Origin of the sequence: Pseudomonas lactucae (assembly GCF_016937615.1) — a bacterium.
GTDB classification, from domain to species: Bacteria; Pseudomonadota; Gammaproteobacteria; order Pseudomonadales; family Pseudomonadaceae; genus Aquipseudomonas; species Aquipseudomonas lactucae.
Genome location: NZ_JAFHKI010000153.1, coordinates 1 through 20,014, shown reverse-complemented (window position 1 = coordinate 20,014; position 20,014 = coordinate 1). Strand labels below are relative to the sequence as shown.

Annotated in this window: 20 protein-coding genes, 1 tRNA gene and 1 pseudogene; 16 read left to right on the top strand and 6 right to left on the bottom strand. The window is 61.6% G+C overall.

All coding sequences use genetic code 11. The features are described 5' to 3' along the window. Positions 1-12 precede the first annotated feature (12 nt). Positions 13-792, bottom strand: a complete 780-nt coding sequence (locus JWR98_RS24485) for an AraC family transcriptional regulator (RefSeq protein WP_078733338.1) — start codon at positions 790-792, stop codon at positions 13-15. Positions 793-980: 188 nt separating this feature from the next. On the opposite strand from JWR98_RS24485, the gene JWR98_RS24480 reads away from it, so the two are divergent. Genes JWR98_RS24480 through JWR98_RS24460 form a run of 5 tightly spaced genes read left to right on the top strand, consistent with a single transcriptional unit; the run spans position 981 to position 7,399 of the window. After that, positions 981-2,606, top strand: coding sequence for an APC family permease (locus tag JWR98_RS24480; protein WP_205491445.1), 1,626 nt, complete (start codon positions 981-983; stop codon positions 2,604-2,606). Positions 2,607-2,618: 12 nt separating this feature from the next. Next, on the top strand, positions 2,619-3,545 hold the full coding sequence (locus JWR98_RS24475; RefSeq protein WP_205491443.1) for a 4-hydroxyproline epimerase: 927 nt from the start codon (positions 2,619-2,621) through the stop codon (positions 3,543-3,545). A gap of 33 nt (positions 3,546-3,578) precedes the next feature. After that, a complete protein-coding gene (locus tag JWR98_RS24470; RefSeq protein WP_205491441.1) occupies positions 3,579-4,526 on the top strand; it encodes a dihydrodipicolinate synthase family protein in 948 nt (315 codons plus the stop codon). Positions 4,527-4,585: 59 nt separating this feature from the next. Beyond that, entirely contained in the window at positions 4,586-6,157 is a 1,572-nt protein-coding gene (locus JWR98_RS24465; protein WP_205491439.1) for an aldehyde dehydrogenase (NADP(+)), read from the top strand. A gap of 3 nt (positions 6,158-6,160) precedes the next feature. After that, positions 6,161-7,399 (top strand): NAD(P)/FAD-dependent oxidoreductase, encoded by a 1,239-nt coding sequence (locus tag JWR98_RS24460; protein WP_078733343.1) that lies wholly within the window; start codon positions 6,161-6,163, stop codon positions 7,397-7,399. 114 nt (positions 7,400-7,513) lie between these two features. On the opposite strand, the pseudogene JWR98_RS24455 reads toward JWR98_RS24460, so the two are convergent. Together JWR98_RS24455 and JWR98_RS24450 are read right to left on the bottom strand one after the other, a co-directional pair. Continuing rightward, positions 7,514-8,493: pseudogene (locus JWR98_RS24455) on the bottom strand (GlxA family transcriptional regulator). 342 nt (positions 8,494-8,835) lie between these two features. Beyond that, positions 8,836-9,444 carry a LysE family translocator gene (locus JWR98_RS24450; protein ID WP_003174168.1) on the bottom strand — a complete coding sequence of 203 codons (609 nt, stop codon included), beginning with the start codon at positions 9,442-9,444 and terminating at the stop codon, positions 8,836-8,838. 361 nt (positions 9,445-9,805) lie between these two features. Here JWR98_RS24450 and JWR98_RS24445 point away from each other — a divergent pair, with 361 nt between their 5' ends. Both JWR98_RS24445 and JWR98_RS24440 read left to right on the top strand, forming a co-directional pair. Next, positions 9,806-10,342: a GNAT family N-acetyltransferase gene (locus JWR98_RS24445; RefSeq protein WP_205491437.1), complete on the top strand. Its 537-nt coding sequence runs from the start codon at positions 9,806-9,808 to the stop codon at positions 10,340-10,342. Beyond that, entirely contained in the window at positions 10,343-10,588 is a 246-nt protein-coding gene (locus JWR98_RS24440) for a hypothetical protein (RefSeq protein ID WP_078733347.1), read from the top strand. It begins immediately after the preceding gene. 224 nt (positions 10,589-10,812) lie between these two features. Here JWR98_RS24440 and JWR98_RS24435 read toward each other — a convergent pair. Continuing rightward, positions 10,813-10,886 (bottom strand) — tRNA-Cys (locus tag JWR98_RS24435). A 357-nt stretch (positions 10,887-11,243) separates the two neighbouring features. Here JWR98_RS24435 and JWR98_RS24430 point away from each other — a divergent pair. Continuing rightward, the gene (locus JWR98_RS24430; protein ID WP_078733348.1) at positions 11,244-11,624 is read left to right on the top strand and encodes a fe2+ zn2+ uptake regulation protein; all 381 of its coding nucleotides are present in this window, start codon (positions 11,244-11,246) and stop codon (positions 11,622-11,624) included. 1 nt (position 11,625) lies between these two features. Here JWR98_RS24430 and JWR98_RS24425 read toward each other — a convergent pair whose 3' ends face one another. Next, positions 11,626-11,820, bottom strand: coding sequence for a hypothetical protein (locus JWR98_RS24425; protein ID WP_003174173.1), 195 nt, complete (start codon positions 11,818-11,820; stop codon positions 11,626-11,628). 107 nt (positions 11,821-11,927) lie between these two features. Further along, positions 11,928-12,845: a LysR family transcriptional regulator gene (locus JWR98_RS24420; protein WP_078733349.1), complete on the bottom strand. Its 918-nt coding sequence runs from the start codon at positions 12,843-12,845 to the stop codon at positions 11,928-11,930. Positions 12,846-12,960: 115 nt separating this feature from the next. Here JWR98_RS24420 and JWR98_RS24415 point away from each other — a divergent pair, with 115 nt between their 5' ends. The 8 genes from JWR98_RS24415 (at position 12,961) to JWR98_RS24385 (ending at position 19,631) form a co-directional block, all read left to right on the top strand. Continuing rightward, entirely contained in the window at positions 12,961-13,956 is a 996-nt protein-coding gene (locus tag JWR98_RS24415) for an aldo/keto reductase (protein ID WP_205491435.1), read from the top strand. A gap of 138 nt (positions 13,957-14,094) precedes the next feature. Beyond that, the gene (locus JWR98_RS30310) at positions 14,095-15,216 is read left to right on the top strand and encodes a cache domain-containing protein (RefSeq protein WP_425273214.1); all 1,122 of its coding nucleotides are present in this window, start codon (positions 14,095-14,097) and stop codon (positions 15,214-15,216) included. Positions 15,217-15,242: 26 nt separating this feature from the next. After that, positions 15,243-16,088 carry a methyl-accepting chemotaxis protein gene (locus JWR98_RS30305; RefSeq protein WP_425273215.1) on the top strand — a complete coding sequence of 282 codons (846 nt, stop codon included), beginning with the start codon at positions 15,243-15,245 and terminating at the stop codon, positions 16,086-16,088. An 80-nt stretch (positions 16,089-16,168) separates the two neighbouring features. Then, on the top strand, positions 16,169-16,633 hold the full coding sequence (locus tag JWR98_RS24405) for an SRPBCC family protein (RefSeq protein WP_078733352.1): 465 nt from the start codon (positions 16,169-16,171) through the stop codon (positions 16,631-16,633). A gap of 75 nt (positions 16,634-16,708) precedes the next feature. Further along, positions 16,709-17,155, top strand: coding sequence for a DUF411 domain-containing protein (locus JWR98_RS24400; protein ID WP_205491433.1), 447 nt, complete (start codon positions 16,709-16,711; stop codon positions 17,153-17,155). A 3-nt stretch (positions 17,156-17,158) separates the two neighbouring features. Beyond that, on the top strand, positions 17,159-17,602 hold the full coding sequence (locus JWR98_RS24395) for a YqaA family protein (RefSeq protein ID WP_078733354.1): 444 nt from the start codon (positions 17,159-17,161) through the stop codon (positions 17,600-17,602). A gap of 47 nt (positions 17,603-17,649) precedes the next feature. Continuing rightward, complete coding sequence (locus JWR98_RS24390) at positions 17,650-18,651, top strand: alpha/beta fold hydrolase (RefSeq protein WP_205491431.1); 1,002 nt, start codon at positions 17,650-17,652, stop codon at positions 18,649-18,651. Positions 18,652-18,677: 26 nt separating this feature from the next. Further along, on the top strand, positions 18,678-19,631 hold the full coding sequence (locus JWR98_RS24385; protein ID WP_205491429.1) for a D-2-hydroxyacid dehydrogenase family protein: 954 nt from the start codon (positions 18,678-18,680) through the stop codon (positions 19,629-19,631). Positions 19,632-20,014 lie beyond the last annotated feature (383 nt).

Sequence of the window (20,014 nt, the reverse complement as noted above, 5' to 3'; positions counted from 1 at the left end):
CAATGGCGACAGCTAGGCCAATCCTTGCGTCGCCTGGCGATACTGACGCGGTGTAAACCCAGTGGAAGCCTTGAACTGCCGCGTAAACGCACTGTGGTCGGTATACCCGCACTGCAACGCCACCTCGGTGATCGGCAGGTCGCTGTGCAGCAAGCGATGGGCGTGTTCCAGCCGTACCTTCTGGATCATTTGCCGGGGAGTGAGGTGGAACACGCGCTTGCAGTAACGCTCCAGTTGCGCCACGGAAATACCGGCGATGCGCGTCAGTTCGCCGAGGGTGACACGGCGGGTGAAGTGGGTGCGGATATGCTCGTCCACCGCCGCCAGCCGCTGATACGCCGGGTGGGTTTCGCTCGCCGATTGCAGGTCCACGGAGATACCCGCCAGGCCGATGATGCGACCTTCAGGGTCGTACAGCGGCCATTTGTGGGTCAGGCACCAGCCGGGTTCGCGGGTGCCGTACAGATGCAGTTCCAACTGGTCTTCGAGCACCATGCCTTGCTCCAGCACGCGGCGGTCCTGCTCGGTATAACCCGGCCCCAGTTGCGCCGGGAACACTTCGGCGCTGGTCTTGCCCAGCAGCGGTTGCAGCTGTTTGAGGCCGCAGCGTTGCACCAGGGTGCGGTTGGCGAGGACGTAACGGGCGTCCAGGTCCTTGATGAAGATGGCAGCGTTGGGGATCACATCCAGCATCGGCAACAGCTGCACCATACCGGCCACTAACTGCTCGACGCTGTGAGGGCGCGTCGTCTCGCTGCCTTGGCAAAGGCTCGCAAATGCGCTGTGCATCATCACTGTGTATCCCCTGCTGATTCACTCGACGCGTAGCAGATTGCCCGATGCCCAGGACGCTGTCGAGCGACGCGCACTGTGCTGAATTCGTCATCAATGCCGGCAAAAAACATCAATCGCCACAGGGTTTGCGCCTTCAGGATAGGACCACTGCATGCCTGTCCAATAACTCACAAGAAGGCGACGCTATGTCAGCTCAAGGCAAGTTCAAGAAACAGCTTTCATTGATGGACCTGACCTTCATCGGGTTGGGTGCCATCTTCGGTTCCGGGTGGCTGTTCGCGGCCAGCCACGTCTCCGCAATCGCCGGCCCCGCCGGGATTATTTCGTGGTTGATCGGTGGTTTCGCCGTACTGTTGCTCGGTATCGTCTATTGCGAACTGGGCGCGGCGTTGCCCCGCGCCGGTGGCGTGGTGCGGTACCCGGTGTACTCCCACGGCCCGCTGCTGGGTTACCTGATGGGCTTTATCACGCTGATCGCGTTTTCCAGCCTGGTGGCGATTGAAGTGGTCGCCTCGCGCCAATATGCAGCGGCCTGGTTTCCCGAGTTGACCAAGGCCGGTTCCAGCGACCCGACCGCTCTGGGCTGGCTGCTGCAGTTCGCCCTGCTCTGTGTGTTTTTTATTCTCAATTACCGCAGCGTGAAGACCTTCGCCATCGCCAATAATCTGGTGAGCGTGTTCAAGTTCATCGTGCCGCTGCTGGTGATCGGCGTGCTGTTCACCTTCTTCAAACCGGCGAATTTCCAGGCGCACGGGTTTGCGCCGTTCGGGATGTCGGGGATCGAAATGGCCGTCTCGGCCGGTGGGGTGATTTTTGCGTACCTGGGCCTTACGCCGATCATCTCGGTGGCCAGTGAAGTGAAGAACCCGCAGCGCACGATTCCGATTGCGTTGATCCTCTCGGTACTGTTGTCGACCGCCATCTACGTGCTGCTGCAAACCGCGTTTCTCGGCGGCGTGCCCACAGAAATGCTCGCCAACGGCTGGTCCGGAATCAGCAAGGAACTGGCGTTGCCCTATCGCGATATCGCCCTGGCATTGGGCGTGGGCTGGCTGGCCTACCTGGTGGTGGCCGATGCGGTGATCTCTCCCAGCGGCTGCGGCAATATCTACATGAACGCCACGCCACGTGTGGTGTATGGCTGGGCGCAGACCGGTACGTTCTTCAAGATCTTTACGCGCATCGATGAAAAATCCGGCATCCCGCGCCCGGCGCTGTGGCTGACCTTTGGCTTGTCGGTGTTCTGGACCCTGCCGTTTCCGTCGTGGGAAGCGCTGATCAATGTGGTGTCCGCCGCACTGATCCTCAGCTACGCCGTGGCCCCGGTGACCGTCGCCGCGCTGCGCCGCAATGCGCCAGAGATGGCGCGGCCGTTCCGGGTCAAGGGCATGGCAGTGCTGGGTCCGCTGTCGTTCATCATCGCCGCGCTGATTGTGTATTGGTCCGGCTGGAGCACGGTGTCGTGGCTGCTCGGCCTGCAGATCCTGATGTTTGCGGTGTATCTGCTGTGCGCACGCTGGGTGCCGACAGCGCAGGTCAACCTCAAACAACAAGTGCGCTCGTCGGCCTGGCTGATCGGCTTTTACGCAGTGACTATCCTGCTGTCCAAGCTCGGCAGTTTTGGCGGTACCGGCGTGATCAGCCACCCATTCGACACGCTGGTGGTCGCGATCTGCGCGCTGGGTATTTACTACTGGGGCGCGGCCACCGGCGTACCGGCGCACCTGGTGCAACTGGAGCATGAAGCCGATGAAAGTGAAGCCGTCGACGAACCCCGTGCCAGCGCCCCGCTGTCGCCTGCTACCCACTGATTGGAGCTCGTTATGAAGCGACTGCATGTGATCGACTCGCACACCGGCGGCGAACCCACGCGCCTGGTCATGAGCGGATTCCCCGACCTCAAGGGCGCGACCATCGCCGACCAGCTCGACACCCTGCGCACCGAGCACGATCAATGGCGCCGCGCCTGCCTGCTGGAACCGCGTGGCAACGATGTGCTGGTCGGCGCGCTGTACTGCGCGCCTGTCACGCCGGGGGCCACCTGCGGGGTGATCTTCTTCAACAACGCCGGTTACCTGGGCATGTGCGGCCACGGCACTATCGGTCTGATGGCGTCGTTGCACCACTTGGGGCGCATCCAACCCGGCGTGCATACCCTCGACACCCCGGTGGGCCCGGTAGCGGCCACCTTGCACGAGGACGGCGCCGTCACCCTGCGCAACGTGCCCGCCTATCGCTATCGCCAGCATGTGCCGGTGCAGGTGCCTGGCCATGGCACGGTGCATGGCGATATTGCCTGGGGCGGTAACTGGTTTTTCCTGGTGTCCGAGCACGGCAAGACGCTGGACATGAGTCATGTCGACGCCCTCACCGATTACACCTGGGCGATGCTCAAGGCCTTGGAAGATCAGGGTATCGGTGGCGCCGACGGTGCGCTGATCGACCATATCGAACTGTTCGCCGACGATGCCCACGCCGACAGCCGCAACTTCGTGATGTGCCCCGGCAAGGCCTACGACCGCTCCCCCTGCGGCACCGGCACCAGCGCCAAACTGGCGTGCCTGGCCGCCGACGGCAAACTGGCCGAGGGTGAAACCTGGGTACAGGCCAGCATCACCGGCAGCCAGTTCGAAGGCCGTTTCGAATGGGACGGCGAACGCGTCATCCCCTCGATTACCGGCCGCGCCTACATGACCGCCGACAGCACCTTGCTGATCGACGAACAAGACCCTTTTGCCTGGGGCATTTGAGCCCCCTCTCTTTGATTGAACGGAGTTAGAACCATGAGCGACAACATCTTCACCGGTTGCATCCCCGCGCTGATGACCCCTTGCACCGCCGCGCGCAAGCCGGACTTCGATGCACTGGTCGCCAAGGGCCGCGAGTTGATCGATATCGGCATGAGCGCCGTGGTGTATTGCGGCTCCATGGGCGACTGGCCGTTGCTCAGCGAGGCCGAGCGCCAGGAAGGCGTGGCGCGCCTGGTGGCGGCCGGCGTGCCGACCATCGTCGGTACCGGTGCGGTGAACAGCCGCGAAGCGGTGGCCCATGCAGCCCATGCGGCCAAGGTTGGTGCCCACGGCCTGATGGTGATTCCACGCGTGCTGTCCCGGGGGGCTTCGGCGACCGCGCAAAAGGCGCACTTCTCGGCGATCCTCAAGGCCGCCCCTGACCTGCCGGCCGTGATCTACAACAGCCCGTACTACGGCTTCGCCACCCGCGCCGATCTGTTCTTCGAACTGCGCCGCGAACACTCGAACCTGATCGGCTTCAAGGAGTTCGGCGGTGGTCCCGACCTGCGCTACGCCGCCGAACACATCACCTCCCAGGACGATAACGTGACCCTGATGGTCGGCGTCGACACTCAGGTGGTGCATGGCTTCGTCAACTGCAACGCCACCGGCGCCATCACCGGCATCGGCAATGCGTTGCCACGCGAAGTGCTGCAACTGGTGGCCCTGAGCAAACAGGCGGCCAAGGGCGATGCCAAGGCCCGGCGCCAGGCGCGGGAGCTGGAGGCTGCGCTGGCGGTGCTGTCGTCATTCGATGAAGGCTGCGACCTGGTGCTGTATTACAAGCACTTGATGGTGCTCAACGGCGACAAAGGCTATGACCTGCACTTCAATGAAACCGACGTGCTCAGCGACGCCCAGCGCCGGTATGCCGAGACCCAGTACGCGCTGTTCCGCCAGTGGTACGCCAACTGGTCGGCCGAGCAGAACGTCGACTGACTGTTTAAGCGCCGCTGTGCGGTTCACAGCGGCCAACCCTCTTTTTTCAGGACGACCCCATGACTTTGACGGGCACGATGCTGATCGGTCAGCACTCCCTCTGCGGCAATCGCGAAGCGATCCGAGCCATCAACCCCACCACCGGCGAGCCCCTGGAACCGGCCTACGCCGGTGGCGGCGCCGAGCATGTCGAACAGGCCTGCGCCTTGGCGTGGGCGGCGTTTGATAGCTACCGCGAAACCTCGCTGGAGGCGCGCGCCACGTTTCTTGAGACCATCGCCACGCAGATCGAGGCCCTGGGCGATGAGTTGATCGAGCGCGCCGTCGCCGAAACCGGCCTGCCACGCCCACGTATCCAGGGCGAACGCGGGCGGACCTGCGGGCAATTGCGTACCTTTGCACGTACCGTCCGCGCCGGGGAATGGCTGGATGTTCGCGTCGACAGCGCCCAGCCCGAGCGCCAGCCGCTGCCCCGTGGGGATCTGCGTCAGCGCCATATCGCGCTGGGGCCGGTGGCGGTGTTTGGGGCCAGCAACTTCCCGCTGGCGTTTTCCGTGGCCGGCGGCGATACCGCCTCGGCGCTGGCCGCCGGTTGCCCGGTCATCGTCAAGGCCCATGGCGCTCACCCAGGTACCAGTGAGCTGGTCGGCCGGGCCGTGGCGCTGGCGGTCAAGGCCTGCGGCTTGCCGGACGGGGTGTTTTCACTGCTCTACGACAGCGGCTACGCACTCGGTGTGGCACTGGTCAGCGATCCACGCATCAAGGCCGTGGGTTTTACCGGCTCGCGCAGAGGCGGCATCGCGCTGACCCAGGCGGCGCAAGCGCGGCCGGAACCGATCCCGGTGTATGCGGAGATGAGCTCGATCAACCCGGTGTACCTGTTTCCCGCAGCGTTGGAGGCGCGGGCTGAAGCGCTCGCTCAAGGGTTTATGACGTCATTGACCCAAGGCGCGGGCCAGTTCTGCACCAACCCCGGATTGGTAATTGCCATTCAAGGGCGCGGCCTGGATCGCTTCATCAGTGCCGCCCGCGAACAACTGCCGCACTGCGCCGCGCAAACCATGCTCACCCCTGGCATTTTCAGTGCCTATGCCGCGGGTATCAGCGCATTGAGCGAACACGCCCACCTCGCCGCGAAAGGCTTGGCGGCCGACGGCCCCAACCAGGGCCAGGCGCATCTGTTCGTGACCCAGGCCAGCGCGTTTCTGGGCAATGAGCAGTTGCAGGCCGAAGTGTTCGGTGCGGCCTCGTTGATTGTGCAGTGCGCGGATGCCGACGAAGTGCGCCAGGTATCCGAGCACCTGGAAGGCCAGCTCACCGCGACCCTGCATCTGGATGCGGACGACGTGGCCAGCGCCAGAGCGCTGTTGCCCGTACTTGAACGCCAGGCCGGCCGCCTGCTCGTGAACGGCTGGCCGACCGGGGTGGAAGTGTGTGACGCCATGGTCCATGGCGGGCCCTACCCCGCCACGTCCGACTCACGCAGCACCTCGGTGGGCACGGCCGCCATCCAGCGCTTCCTGCGTCCGGTGTGCTACCAGGACTTTCCGGATGCGTTGTTGCCCGAGGCGCTCCAGCACGGCAACCCGTTGTTGCTGCGGCGCTTGCTCGACGGCCAGAGGGAGGCATAGGCCATGGCCGAAGATTTCGTCGTGGTCGGCGCCGGTATTATCGGCGTCGCCTGCGCCTTGCAGCTGGCGTGCCAGGGCCGACACGTCGTGGTGCTCGACCAGCAGGAACCGGGAATGGGAGCTTCCTATGGCAACGCCGGGCATCTGGCGACCGAACAGGTGTTTCCCATCGCCGACCTGTCGATCCTCAAGCGCTTGCCCGCCATGCTATTGGACCCCATGGGCCCGCTGCGCCTGGACTGGAAATACCTGCCCCGTGCCCTGCCCTGGTTTGTGCGCCTGTTGCTGAACCTGCGCCCGGCCCGCTACCAACGCACCGTCGCGGGTATTCGCGCGCTCAATGAAGATAGCCTCGGCGCCTGGCGGCGCTTGTTGACCAGCATTGATCGGCCGGGGCTGCTGCGCGAAGACGGCTCGCTGCTGGTGTTCGAGCGAGCGGACTCGCGCCCCGCCCTGGAGGCCCTGCAACAGCGCATGCGGCAACAGCGTGTGCCGGTGGATTTCTGGTCCGCCGAAGCCGTGCGCAAGGCCGCGCCGCAGTTGAGCGAACAGATCCAGGGCGGGCTGTTTTTCCCGGCGACGGGTCACTTTCTCGATCCTTACCGGACGCTCTGCGAACTGGTGGAGGCGGCCAAGGCCAGCGGTGTGCAATTCCTCACGCGCCAGGTGCGCGATGCACGGGTTGACGCTGAGGGCGTGGTATTGAGCACCGACCAGGGCCAGCTCGCCGCGCGCCAGGTGCTGATCGCCTGCGGCGCCCATTCAGCCAGGCTCACGGCGGCCCTGACCGGTAAAAAGGTCCCGCTGGACACCGAACGCGGTTACCACCTGATGCTGCCCCATGAACATCAGCGCCTGCCGTTTGCCGTCACCTCGTTTGAACGCAAGTTCATCATGACCCCCATGACCGGCGGCCTGCGCCTGGCCGGCACCGTGGAATTCGCCGGCCTTGACCGCCCGGCGAACATGGCCCGCGCCTGGCAGTTGCATCGGTTGAGCAAGGGGTTGTTTGGTGAAGACCTGAACTCGCAAGGCGCCACGCCGTGGATGGGTTTCAGACCCTCGCTGCCGGATTCGCTGCCGGTGATTGATCGGGTGTGTGAGGGAAAGGTGCTGCTTGCGTTCGGGCATCAGCACCTGGGGTTGACGCAGGCGGCGGTGACGGCGGAGTGGATCGGGCAACTGGTGTCGACCGGCACGGATTTACCGGCGCCTGGGCGCTATCGACTGGATCGTTTTTGAACAGGCGGGACGGCTGAGCGGCTGATGCAGATGTGGGAGCTGTCGAGCTCCGGCGGCGGATGCAAATTCCGCCAACAGCCCTATTTTTGTACCAAGCTTTTCGTCAGGCGCCCCTTACTTGACCAACCGCTTCTCTTTGGAGGGGCGATATCCGAAATACGAGCTATAGCACTTGCTGAAATGACTCGGCGACACAAACCCGCACGCCACCAGCACTTCCACCTGTGACAGCTCGGTGTGTTGCAACAACCGACGGGCTTCGGTGACGCGCAGTTCCATGTAGTAACGCTGCGGCGTGGTGCCCAGTTGCTCCTTGAACAAGCGCTCCAACTGCCGGCGCGAGCGTCCGGCGTAGACGGCCAGTTGGTCCAGTTCCAGCGGCTCCTCGAGGTTTGCATCCATCAGCTTCACCACTTCGCGCAGGGGCGCGCTGACGCTGACGTTTTCGGTGGGCTTGATGCGCCGGTAGCGCGACTCTTCGAAAGCGAGGATGTCTTCAATGCCTTCGACCAAGGCCTTGCCGTGCAGGCTCTTGATCCAGTCCAGCGCCATATGGAACGCACCGGATGGGCTTGAAGCGGTCAGGCGGTCGCGATCGATCACGTAAGGTTCGCTGGTGACGTGAGTGGCCTTGGACACTTCGGCCAGCGCCGGGCGATGTTCCGGGTGAATCGCACAGCGATAGTCCTGCAGCAGGCCGGCGCGGCCGAGGAACCAGGCACCGTTCCACAGCCCGGCCAGGTGGATACCCTGTTCGGCTGCGTTATGCAGCAAGTGGATGAAACCATCGCTGGCCTTGAGTTCGGTACGAAAACCGCCGCAGATGACCAGCAGTTCCAAGTCTTGCAGCGCGGCCGCATCCAGACGCGCATCCGGGCGAATCACCAGGCCCAGGTCGCTGATCACTTCACCGTCGTCCCAGCCGAAGGTGCGCGAAGCGAACAGCTCGGGACGCAGCAGGTTGGCGGTGACCAGAGTGTCGAGGGTCTGGGTGAACGCAGGCAGGGAGAAATGTTCGAGCAACAGGAAGCCGACGCGGGTCACGACGTCGGCTGCGAGGTTTCGTTGAGGTAGCGCAGGTTTTTGCCTTTCATGCCGCCACTGAATTGACGTCTTTCCATCGAGGGTTGGCCCACTCTTATTGTTGATGCAGTGGGCGTCATCTTAGGGGTAAAAGCGGCGGCTGTCTCAGGCGCTGATCCTGAAGCACAGACAAACGCCCAAGCCCCGCCGCAGAACAGTTGCGAGGCCATCTGATACGGCTTTTTCTTTGTTACCTGCGTCTGTATTGAAATGCCATCGAGGCGGACAATAACCCCATTCCCACTCCCCTTCCCCTCGGAGGCGACATGACCAAGATGGCACTCTTCCTGTTCGGTTTTCTGGTACTGACCATCGGCATCGGCCTGCTGGCGACCATCTCGCCGGTCTAGCGCTTAGCCGGCAAACAACATCGGATACAGCGACAACACCAGCAAACCGGCCATCACCCCATTGAACAGCCTCAGCCAGCGCGGCTCGCGCAGTACATTGCGCAGGCCGCTGCCACAGCCCGCCCACACGCACACACTGGGCAGGTTCACCACGGCAAAGACCAGAGCGATCACCAGCACGTTAGTGACATACCCCTCGGCTGGGGTGTAAGTGGTGATGGCGCCCAACGCCATGATCCAGGCCTTGGGGTTCACCCACTGGAACGCTGCCGCGCCCAGAAAGGTCATGGGTTTTGCGTGCTCATCGTTGCTGTCGGACATGCCCGCCGCCGTGGCGATCTTCCACGCCAGGTACAGCAAATACGCCGCGCCGACATAGCGCAACACCGTATAGGCCCAAGGGAACACCTTGAACACTTCCCCCAGCCCCAGGCCGACTGAAATCACCAGCAGCATGAACCCGATACTGATCCCCAGCGCATGGGGCATCGAGCGGCGGAACCCGAAGTTCACCCCCGAAGCCAGCAGCATGGTGTTATTGGGACCTGGCGTGATCGAAGACACGAAGGCGAACAGCACAAAGGCGGAGAGCAGACTGCTGGACATAAACATGATGGCGCACCCAAACGCTTAGATATGCCTGCGACAGTAGTAGGTTATGTCGCCCGATGGCCCATACAGCCAGGGTCGAATCAAGGCATACACTTCTTCGATAAATAGTTGAGGGGCTTTCACAAACCTTTCACAGATGAGCGCCTAGGGTGAATACAGCTCCTAGTGAACATCCCTTTTAGCCCGCGCTCCCCAACGCGGGCTTTTCTTTGTGCGGGATTTATCGCAGGCAAAAAAAGGCAGGCAATTGTGCAGGGCCGGCCGCGTTTTCGCCTATTGCTCAACGCGGGTAACGTCTTGGTTGGGTTTGTGGTGTAGTGGGTACACATCAGTGCATCGCGCGAATCAATCGGAGATAAACATGATCAACATTCGTGCGGCGACTCAAGCCGATCTCGACACCTTGCGCGCAGTCGGCTGCGAGACCTACCGGGAGCATTTTTCGACATTGTGGTCTCCCGCAGGCATGCAGGACTTTCTCTCGCAGGACTTCTCAAGCGACTCGCTCAGCCGATCGCTTGACCTGCCCGACCGTCATTCGTGGCTTATCGCCTCAGACGAAGATGGCACACCTCTTGGTTTCTCCAAGGTCAACTGGTCCACACCCGCACCCATCACCGAAGAAGCGGGCGCAGAGCTGCAAAAAATCTACTTCCTCAAATCTGCCGCAGGACGGGGCTACGGTAAGCAGCTTTTGCAGTTTATCTGCGACCAGGCGGTGCAGCGTGGCGAGCACTTTTTGTGGCTGGACGTGCTCAAGAGCAATTCACATGCTCAACGGTTTTACCAAGGGTTTGGGTTTCGCCCGATCGGTGAGCTTCCGTTCAGTACAGACCTGGAGAAAATCGGGATGGTTGTCATGGGCCTTGAACTGAATCAGCGCCAAGCGGAGCAGTAAATGAAAAAGCTGATACAGGGCCTTGACGGCCCAAGAACCGCGCAGCAGGAGTTGTTTTACGATTTGGAAGACGCCGCTGCGGTCATCGGTTGGGCGGTGGTTGAGCTGAGCGCCATTGCGGCCAATGGCAAGACGCCCAGCGAGACAGCGGCATTGATCAAGATAAGTGCGTTGCTGGCAGCGCAGCAGGAAAAACTGGCAGTGTACGCCGGTGAGGCCAAGTCCCAGCGCATCACCCGGCTGTAGTCAAACCCGCAACTTTAGGAGCGGGCTTGCCCTGATGTCAGTCAGTTAACGACGAACACTGTACCTGTGGCGAGGGAGCTTGCTCCCGTTGGACTGCGCCGCAGTCCCACTCTTTGTAAACAAAGAGCGAGGGTCGCTTCGCGGCCCGCAAAGTTGCGGAAGCGATGACCAAATCACAGCCAATAAAAAACCCCGTAGACGCTAATCTACGGGGTTTTCAAGAGTGGAGGCCGAGGTCGGAATCGAACCGGCGTAGGCGGATTTGCAATCCGCTGCATAACCATTTTGCTACTCGGCCTCAAACGATCAATGCCCCTGCCGCTGACATTCACCGCATAAAAACTTGAGTGGGCGGTAAAACCCTGCCTCTACTCTAACTCATTGAATACATTGAAGTTTTTAATGCCTCAATGCGTTCGATGGGCGCCATTATGTACTCATTTGCTTTTGCCTGCAACCCCTTGATTTCAAAAATATTTCGCCGTGGCATCAAGGGGTTGCGTGCCTGCGCTATTCCTTGATCGTCCGCCTGTGTGACAAAACCGATACCGACAAAATTTCTACATCCTGCGCTTCATGATTTCGCTCGCTCGTTCGTCTTATTTCATAAGAGCGCCATCATTTTCCTGATCAGGCTCTGATAAGGAGTTTTTGCATGTACAACCCGACAGTGCCCAAGGAAGGACATTCAGCGGCCGCCGATAACCATTTCGGCAGCGACGCGCACGCGCTTGAGCAGTCGCCCGAGCAGCAGGGCAACCAGCGCATTCGGCATTTGCTCAAGTATTTTGGTTTGCGCACCAGCCTGATCCGGCTGAAGGTCATCGACGCCCTGCTCACCGCTGCCGACAACCAGCGCACCCTCGGGGTGCGCGGGGTGCACAGTCATCTGCTGGAGCTGGGCATCCCGTTGTCGTTTCTCAGCGTGCGCGAGGTGCTCAAGCGCCTGTGCAGCGAGGGCGTGATCACCCTCAATGCCGATAAAAGCTACAGCCTCCATGAAGAGGCCGCCAAGGTCCTCGAAGGTCGCGCCTGATTCAGAGGGTCGGCTTGACCTTGCGGCGCATGATGCCGTTGATCACCACCACCACGACAGCAATCGCAATGGCGATGTACTGGAAGGTCTTTTCGCTGATGACCCCGGTGTTCTGCAGATAGGACAGGCCGAACATCGAGCCCAGTACCACCAGGGAGATCAGAATCGAGTATTTCAAGCGTTGCTTTTGAGTCATGACGGGTTCCTGAACCTTAAGAAAGTAGCCGGCCCGCATATTACAGGCGGGAAAACACTTTGGCTCCTACGACATCGCGATTGAGCGTAACGCCGAAGGCGTGCCTGTCAGGCCTGACGCTGCAAACCACTGTCCGGCCGCGCGCACAACTCCACCAGCCAATCGACGAACACCCGCACCCGCTGTGACAACTGGCGGTGCGGCGGGTACAGCGCGGTCAGCGCCATCTTAGGCACGGCCAGTTGCGGCAGTACTTCCACCAGGGTGCCCTGTGCCAGCTCCTGGATCGCGTGATAGTACGGCGCCTGGATCAACCCATACCCGGCCTGGCAGGCGGCGAGATAACCATCGGAGCTGTTCACCGCCACCCTTTTCGCCAGGTTGACCGCGCGCAGCTCGCCGGCCAACTGAAACTCCAGGCCAAAACGCTTGCCGCTGACAGTGGAGACATACTCCACCATGCTGTGCCCGGCCAGGTCATCGAGCGTGGCGGGCGTGCCCATGCGCTCGAGGTAGTCGGGGCTGGCCAGGGTCAGTTGGTCCATCATCGCCAATGGCCGCGCCACCAGTGATTCATCCAGCGCCAGGCCACCGCGCAGTACGCAGTCCACCCCTTCACGAATCAGGTCGACCGGACGGTCGTTCAGGCCGATTTCCAACTCGATCTGCGGGTAACGCGCAGTGAACGCCGGCAATGCGGGAATCACCAGGAAACGGCCGATGCCCGACGGCATGTCAATGCTCAGCGTACCTCGTGGGTTGCGCCGGCTGGTGGAAAACACCGCTTCGGTTTCTTCCAGGTCCGTCAGCAACTGCACGCAACGCTGGTAATACGCCGCGCCATCCAACGTCGGATTGACCTGGCGGGTGGTGCGTTGCAACAACTGCACGCCAAGGTGCGCCTCTAATTGTTTGATCAGGACAGTCACCGAAGCACGCGGCAGTTGCAGGCTGTCGGCCGCCTTGGCGAACCCGCCCAGCTCGACAATCCGGGTGAACACGCGCATCGCATTGAAACGGTCCAAGGTCGATTGCTCCCTTTATTATTTAGAAATCATGAACAGTGATAGCGGTTTTAGCCTGTTTATCCCGGTTTTGTCGAGCGTGACAATGGGCGCCTACTTCACAAGGAGCGACACCATGCACACTCGTCAACTCGGTAAAAACGGCCCATCTGTTTCCGCCATCGGCCTCGGCTGCATGGGCATGACCGATTTCTATACGCCAGGCAGCGACACCACTGAAGCCACCGCCACCCTGCACCGCGCATTGGAGTTGGGGGTCAACTTCCTCGACACCGCCGACATGTACGGCCCGCACACCAACGAACAACTGATCGGTAAAGCCATTGCCGGCAAGCGCGACCAGGTGTTCCTGGCGAGCAAGTTCGGCATCGTGCGCGACCCGGCCAACCCGGCGCTGCGCGGGGTGAATGGCCGCCCCGAGTACATCCGTGACTCCATCAACGGCACCTTGCAACGCCTTGGCGTGGACACGCTGGACTTGTACTACCAACACCGCATCGACCCTGAAGTGGCCATCGAAGAAACCGTCGGCGCCATGGCCGAACTGGTGCGACAGGGCAAAGTACGTTACCTGGGCCTGAGCGAAGCCTCGGCCGCCACCCTGGAGCGCGCGCACAAAGTGCACCCGATCAGCGCCCTGCAAAGCGAGTATTCGTTGTGGAGCCGTGACCAGGAATACAACGGCTGCCTCGCGACGTGCCAGCGCCTGGGTATCGCGTTTGTACCCTACAGCCCATTGGGCCGGGGGTTTCTCACCGGCGCGTTGAAAAGCCCGGATGACTTCGGCACCGATGACTACCGCCGCCTCAGCCCACGTTTCCAGGGCGCGAATTTCGCGAAAAACCTCGAACTGGTGAAGCAGGTACAAACCCTCGCGGCCGGCAAAGGCGTGACGGCCGGGCAACTGGCGCTGGCCTGGGTGTTGGCGCAAGGTGACTACATCGTGCCGATTCCCGGGACCAAGCAGCGCAAGTACCTGGAAGAAAACGTGGCGGCCACGTCGATCATCCTCAGCCCTGCAGAGTTGGCTGCGCTGGATGCGATTTTCCCCGCGAATGCAACGGCAGGCTTGCGCTACCCCGAGGAGGTAATGGCCATGCTGGACATCTGAAACGCCGTCGGAGCGCCGCCGGTCGGCGCCCCGTCTTTTCTGCACCATCGTACCTAAAGCTCCTCCTCGCCAAGCCGATAGCCCTTCGAAGCTCTAACAAAGCCGCGTCGACAATAAACGCTTCGTAAGGACGGCCCCATGCCCCCACTGCGCTCCATCCAAGCCCGCTATACCCTGTTTCTGGTGCTGTTCGTCCTGGTGCTGCTGGTGTTGACTGTTGTCGGTATCGGCCAGTTGGTCGCGCCCACGCTCAGGCACACCGAAGAACAGGTGGTCCTCAACCGCATTGCCGAAGTGGCCGAACAGATCAAGGGCGAACTGAACAAGGTTCAAGCCCAGCAACGCACCATCACCCAAACCATCCCGTTGCTCGACAGTGACGCCATCGACAAGGTCCTGCCTGGCCTGGTCGATCAATACGGCGAGCTGAAAGTCTTCGGCGGCGGTATCTGGCCGCTGCCCAACCAGCGTACGCCGGGACGCAACAAACACAGCACCTTCTGGCACCGCGATGCCTCGGGCAAGCTGGCCGTGAACACCTTCTGGAACAGCGACCCCGCGCCCAATTACTACGACCAGAGCTGGTACAAGGGCGGCCTCGCTTCCCCGCGCGGTCAATGCGCCTGGGCCGCGGCCTACAAGGACGACGCCAGCCAGGAGCCGCGTACCAACTGCGCCATGGCGATCCAGCGTGACGGCACGGCCTACGGCGTGGCCACCATCGACGTGACCCTGGGCTTTTTCAACGACCTGGTGGCCGCCAAGGAAAAAGACATCGGCGGGCAGATGCTGATCGTCGAAGGCGACGGCAAGATCATCAGCAACAGTACCCGCCTGAGCAGCCCGGTGGTGTTGAAGAACATCAGCGAACTGACCTCCACTTCAGCGTTTGCCGCCCAGGTCAGCCAGGCCCTGACCAATCGCGACAAGGGCCTGCAACGCAGTGAATTCGATAACGGCGGCGTGGCCAGCACCTTCTACATGCGTCCCATCGAAGGCACGCCGTGGTTCCTTGCCACCGCCCTGCCCACTTCGTTGATCACCGCCCAGCGCGATGACGTGCTTGGCAGCCTGGCCCTGTTGCAGGTCCCCATGGTGCTGCTGCTGGTGCTGCTGGCCGCGTATGCGATCCGCCAGTTGGTGCAGCGTATGAAAACCCTGAAAGCCAATATCGACGCACTGTCTACCGGCGATGCCGACCTCACGCGACGCATCACCATTCGCGCCGAGGACGAGTTGGGCGCGATCGGCATTCGGTGAACCGCTTTATCGTCTACCTGCAAGACATGATCGGTGAAGTGACCCAGGCCACCGGCGCCATGTCGTCGGGGCTTGAGCAATTGCAGCGGACCTCGGCGCACACCAACCAGATCCTGGTACGCCACGCCTCGGAAACCGACCAGACCGTCACCGCCATCACCGAGATGAGCTCCACCGCCGACAACGTTGCGCAAAATGCGGCCGAGACGGCGTCGTTCACCCAGCGCGCCAATGAACATGCCGACCGTTCCCGCGTGGTGGTAGGCGAAGCGTCCACCAGCGTCAGCGCCTTGATCGGCGAAGTCGCCAGCGCCACTCACACTGTGGAAAACATGCGCCAGGACGCCGCGCGCATCACCGAGACCCTGGGCGTGATCGGCGCGATCGCCGGCCAGACCAACTTGTTGGCGCTTAACGCCGCGATTGAAGCGGCACGCGCCGGCGAGCAGGGTCGCGGCTTTGCGGTGGTCGCCGACGAAGTGCGTGCCCTGGCGGCGCGTACCCAGGCCAGTACCTCCCAGATCAACGAGATGCTGGCGCGCCTGACCACCGGCGTGAGTTCTTCGGTGGCCGCCATGGAAAACACCCAGGCCAGCTGCCAGTCGGCGGCGGATGCCACGGCACGGGTGAACACCGGCCTGGACGAAATGGCCGGTTCGGTGAGCCATATCAACAACCTCAGCACTCAGATCGCCACCGCCGCCGAACAACAAAGCGCAGTGACTGAAGAGATCAACCGCAGCATGGTGCAGATCCGACAGATGGTCGAAGAGCTGGTTGAAAGCGGCCATGCCACTGAAACCAATACGCAAAGCCTGCTGGATGCCAACGGCCGGGTGATTGCGTTGATGAGCCGCTTCAAAGTTCGCTGAAAATTGCCTGGAGACTCCCGTGCAATGCGCGGGAGTCAGACTATTCTCACAGCTCCTAGTCGCTACACAGGAGGTGTGCCATGCCCGCTGTCGAGCAGTCGGTCCGCTTGCAGCGGATCAGTCAGGAACGCTATATCCAGGCCCCCCTCGAGGCTGTCTACGACTATGTAACTCAACCGGATCGCTGGCATGAATGGCACCCCACCTCCCTCGGTGCCGATACCGGTACCAGCGGCTCCCTCCCCGCCGGCGCGCGCTTTACCGAAATGATCGACCTGCTGGGTATCCGCGTGCCCATGAGCTATCGCGTGCAGATCGCCCGGCGTCCCGATGAGTTCAAAACCGTCTTCACGTCTTTGGCCGTCGACGGCTCGATTCATTATTTCTTGCAAGCGCATCGCGACGGCACGCTGTTCCAGCGTGTACTGACCTACGAAACCGAATTGCAATTGGCCAGCCTGCATGAGCGCATGATCCAACTGTCGACCGTTGCCCTGGACCGGCTCAAACACCGCCTGGAACACTCACCCTCCGCATCAATTTGAAACATTACCGCTGCGCCCCACGCATAAAAGCAGGGAGAATGCCGGGCCTACTGCCCGGTATTGGATGAAGACTCAATGAAAACCCCATTGCGATTGGCCCTGCTTTCAGCATTGTTCACCACCACCCTGGCTCAGGCCGCCGAACTGATCCCCATCGATGTCCACCGCGACGCGAACTGTGGCTGCTGCAAAAAGTGGATCAGCCATCTGCAAAGCAACGGCTTCAAGGTCAACGACCATGTCGAAGCCGACATGAGCGCGGTCAAACAACGTCTGGGCGTGGCGCCGCGCCTGGGTTCATGCCATACGGCGGTGATCGATGGCAAATTCATCGAAGGCCACGTACCGGCCGAACAGGTGCTGGCGTTGCGCAAGCGCGATGATCTGCTGGGCCTGGCCGCACCCGGCATGCCCATGGGCTCGCCGGGCATGGAAGTGGACGGTCCCGACGATGCCTATCAAGTCATCGGCCTGACGCGCGATGGCCAGGATGTGGTGGTGGCCCAATACCCGGCGCACTGATCGATGCTGACGGGGTACCTGGGGCTTTTCATCGCGGCCTTCGGCGCAGCGACACTGCTGCCACTGCAGTCGGAAGCCGTGCTGGTCGGCCTGCTGCTCAGTGGGCATTACAGCCTGTGGTGGCTGCTGGGCATCGCCACTCTGGGCAATGTTCTGGGTTCGGTCGTCAATTGGTGGCTGGGGCGCTGGGTCGAACACTTCAAGACGCGGCGCTGGTTTCCGGTGAACGACAAACAGCTTGAAAAATCCCGTCATCATTACCGGCGCTGGGGGCACTGGACGCTGCTGCTCAGTTGGCTGCCGATCATCGGCGACCCGCTGACCCTGGTGGCGGGCGTGATGCGCGAGCCGTTGTGGCGGTTTGTGCTGCTGGTGACATTGGCCAAAGGTGTACGCTACGGCGCGCTCGCTGCCGTGACCTTGCAGTGGGTGTTAATCCCCCGTTAATCCTCTGTCAACAGCATCCGAGTCCCCCCTTTTCGGAGCGTCGAACCATGCCACTATTGCGCAGTGTTTGTTTCGCCGGGCTGCTGACGGCCAGCGCCGCCCCGGTCCTCGCCGCCACCTACGGCCCACAACTGCAAGGCTTCCAATACCCCTACCCGCTCAAACATTTCACCTTCCAGTCCCAGGGCCAATCCCTGCAGATGGGCTACATGGACGTGCCGGCCACCGGGAAACCCAACGGCCGCAGCGTGGTACTGATGCACGGCAAGAACTTTTGCGGCGCCACTTGGGAAGGTTCGATCAAGGCGCTCAGCGACGCCGGTTACCGAGTGATCGTGCCGGACCAGATCGGCTTCTGCACCGCCAGCAAACCCGAGCATTACCAATACAGCTTCCAGCAGTTGGCGCTCAACACTCATCAACTGCTGGAAAAGCTCGGCGTTCAGAAAGCCACGCTGCTGGGCCACTCCACCGGCGGCATGCTCGCCACCCGCTACGCACTGATGTATCCGCAGCAGACCGAACAGCTGGCCATGGTCAACCCCATCGGCCTTGAAGACTGGAAAGCCCTGGGTGTACCGACCCTAAGCGTTGACCAGTGGTATCAACGTGAACTGAACGTCAGTGCCGAGGGCATACGCAAGTACCAGCTCAACACCTATTACGTCGGGCGCTGGAAGCCCGAGTACGAGCGTTGGGTGGACATGTATGCAGGCCTGAGCAACGGCCCCGGGCACACACAGGTCGCCTGGAACTCGGCGTTGATTTACGACATGATCTTCACCCAGCCGGTGTACTACGAGTTCAAGAACCTGCAAGTGCCGACCCTGCTGCTCATCGGCACATCCGACACGACGGCGATCAATAAAGACATCGCGCCACCGGCGGTCAAGGCCAGGATCGGCGACTACAACGTTCTGGGCAAGCAAGTGGCCAAGCTGATTCCGCATGCCACCCTCGTGGAATTCCCGGGCCTGGGGCATGCACCGCAGATGGAAGAGCCGGAAAAATTCCATGCGGCGCTGTTACAGGGTTTGAACGCCCTTTAATCCAACCTTATTCGAGGCACGCGTGAATGTCGGTACAGATCGCAGTGATTGATGATTGGCAACAGGTGGCCAGTGGCGTGGTGGACTGGTCAGTGCTGGCGCCTTTGGGCCAGGTGCACTTCCTGCACGATTACCCGGCGGATACCGCCACCCTGATCGAGCGATTGCAAGGCTTCGAGGTGATTTGCGTGATGCGCGAGCGCACAACCTTCGACCAGGCGCTGCTGCAAGGCTTGCCCAACCTCAAGCTGCTGGTGACCGGCGGCATGCGTAATGCGGCCATCGATATTCCCGCCGCCAAGGCGCTGGGCATCCAGGTCTGCGGCACCGACAGCTATAAACATGCCGCTCCGGAACTGACCTGGGCACTGATCATGGCGTCCACCCGCAACCTGCTCGCCGAGGCCAACTCGCTCAGAGCGGGCAACTGGCAGGTGGGGTTGGGCGGCGACCTGCACGGCAAGACCCTGGGCATCCTCGGCTTGGGCAGCATTGGCCAGAAGGTCGCGGCGTTCGCCCAAGTGTTCGGCATGCGCGTGATTGCCTGGAGTGAAAACCTCACGCCGGAACGTGCGGCGGCGGTGGGCGTGACCTGGGTCAGCAAGCAGGCGTTGTTCGAACAGGCCGACATCCTGACCATCCACCTGGTGCTGAGCGAGCGCAGCCGCGGCCTGGTGGACGCCGAGGCCCTGGGCTGGATGAAACCCAGCGCACGCTTGATCAATACCGCGCGCGGGCCGATTGTGGATGAGCAGGCGCTGGTCAGGGCGCTGCAGAGCGGTCGGCTGGCGGGGGCTGCGCTGGACGTTTATAGCGATGAGCCATTACCGGCCGATCACCCATTCCGCCGCTTGCCGAATGTGCTGGCCACACCCCACGTTGGCTATGTGAGCGAGCAGAATTACCGGCAGTTCTACCAGCAGATGATTGAGGATATTCAAGCGTGGGCGAATCAAGCGCCCGTTCGCGTGCTCGGCTGACGCACCTATTCAGGGCATCCCGCACCGATGAGGTGAATATGGCCCTTTGAGCCGGCTTGCTCTGTGAACCGGCTTGCCCTGCGCTGGGCTGCGAAGCAGCCCCAAAAAAGGACACCGCTAATCGACCTGATGCACCGCGACCTAAATGTGGGAGGGGGCTTGCCCCCGATGGCTGCTTGTCCGGCGACTATTTTTTTGGATCTGACTGAGTACATATCCGTTTCTGCGGTAACGGCCACTTAGGGTTACGCCCTTACGGCGTGTCACTTTTGTAAAGGCACAAAAGTAACCAAAAAGCCTTCGCCCAACACTCGGCACTCGCTTAGGCTCGTGTGCCTGAGATCAAGATCAAAAGCCAGAGCGAACAGCAACAGGCAACAGCA

Coding starts and splice junctions, on each gene's coding strand:
- JWR98_RS24465 (WP_205491439.1), top strand. CDS start 4,586: ATGACTTTGACGGGCACGATGCTGATCGGTCAGCACTCCCTCTGCGGC.
- JWR98_RS24415 (WP_205491435.1), top strand. CDS start 12,961: ATGCACACTCGTCAACTCGGTAAAAACGGCCCATCTGTTTCCGCCATC.
- JWR98_RS24395 (WP_078733354.1), top strand. CDS start 17,159: ATGCTGACGGGGTACCTGGGGCTTTTCATCGCGGCCTTCGGCGCAGCG.
- JWR98_RS24440 (WP_078733347.1), top strand. CDS start 10,343: ATGAAAAAGCTGATACAGGGCCTTGACGGCCCAAGAACCGCGCAGCAG.
- JWR98_RS24400 (WP_205491433.1), top strand. CDS start 16,709: ATGAAAACCCCATTGCGATTGGCCCTGCTTTCAGCATTGTTCACCACC.
- JWR98_RS24450 (WP_003174168.1), bottom strand. CDS start 9,444: ATGTTTATGTCCAGCAGTCTGCTCTCCGCCTTTGTGCTGTTCGCCTTC.
- JWR98_RS24405 (WP_078733352.1), top strand. CDS start 16,169: ATGCCCGCTGTCGAGCAGTCGGTCCGCTTGCAGCGGATCAGTCAGGAA.
- JWR98_RS24470 (WP_205491441.1), top strand. CDS start 3,579: ATGAGCGACAACATCTTCACCGGTTGCATCCCCGCGCTGATGACCCCT.
- JWR98_RS24480 (WP_205491445.1), top strand. CDS start 981: ATGTCAGCTCAAGGCAAGTTCAAGAAACAGCTTTCATTGATGGACCTG.
- JWR98_RS24445 (WP_205491437.1), top strand. CDS start 9,806: ATGATCAACATTCGTGCGGCGACTCAAGCCGATCTCGACACCTTGCGC.
- JWR98_RS24390 (WP_205491431.1), top strand. CDS start 17,650: ATGCCACTATTGCGCAGTGTTTGTTTCGCCGGGCTGCTGACGGCCAGC.
- JWR98_RS30310 (WP_425273214.1), top strand. CDS start 14,095: ATGCCCCCACTGCGCTCCATCCAAGCCCGCTATACCCTGTTTCTGGTG.
- JWR98_RS24385 (WP_205491429.1), top strand. CDS start 18,678: ATGTCGGTACAGATCGCAGTGATTGATGATTGGCAACAGGTGGCCAGT.
- JWR98_RS24475 (WP_205491443.1), top strand. CDS start 2,619: ATGAAGCGACTGCATGTGATCGACTCGCACACCGGCGGCGAACCCACG.
- JWR98_RS24460 (WP_078733343.1), top strand. CDS start 6,161: ATGGCCGAAGATTTCGTCGTGGTCGGCGCCGGTATTATCGGCGTCGCC.
- JWR98_RS24485 (WP_078733338.1), bottom strand. CDS start 792: ATGATGCACAGCGCATTTGCGAGCCTTTGCCAAGGCAGCGAGACGACG.
- JWR98_RS24430 (WP_078733348.1), top strand. CDS start 11,244: ATGTACAACCCGACAGTGCCCAAGGAAGGACATTCAGCGGCCGCCGAT.
- JWR98_RS24425 (WP_003174173.1), bottom strand. CDS start 11,820: ATGACTCAAAAGCAACGCTTGAAATACTCGATTCTGATCTCCCTGGTG.
- JWR98_RS30305 (WP_425273215.1), top strand. CDS start 15,243: ATGATCGGTGAAGTGACCCAGGCCACCGGCGCCATGTCGTCGGGGCTT.